Consider the following 376-nt stretch of genomic DNA (forward strand, 5'->3'; position numbering starts at 1 on the left):
TAATTTAGACGCACGTTCGAAAATACGCAGACCGACATCACGAGAACCAGTGAAAGAAATAAAGCGTGTTTTCGGATGATCGACTAAGTAATCGCCCACTTCTGCGCCGCTTCCTGGGACGAAGTTTAACACGCCCGCTGGAAGACCTGCTTCTTCCATCACTTCCACAAATTTTGCCGCCACGATAGGTGTGGTCGAAGCAGGTTTTAATAGAACAGTATTGCCTGTCACGATCGCCGCAACCGTTGTTCCCGCCATGATCGCAAACGGGAAGTTCCAAGGCGAAATAATGATTCCGACGCCTAACGGAATGTAGCCGTAACGGTTGAACTCGCCTGGACGGCTTTCCACCGGCACCCCGTCTTTGATGTTCAAC

The 376-nt window shown here is 50.5% G+C and carries 1 protein-coding gene; it reads right to left on the reverse strand.

From position 1 onward, the window contains the following. Window positions 1-376, reverse strand: a 376-nt coding sequence (locus IRB43_RS17690) for an aldehyde dehydrogenase family protein (RefSeq protein WP_203364752.1), incomplete at both ends; no start/stop codon positions are given.

It is taken from the genome of Bacillus sp. REN10, from assembly GCF_016820555.1.
GTDB lineage: Bacteria > Bacillota > Bacilli > Bacillales > Domibacillaceae > Bacillus_CE.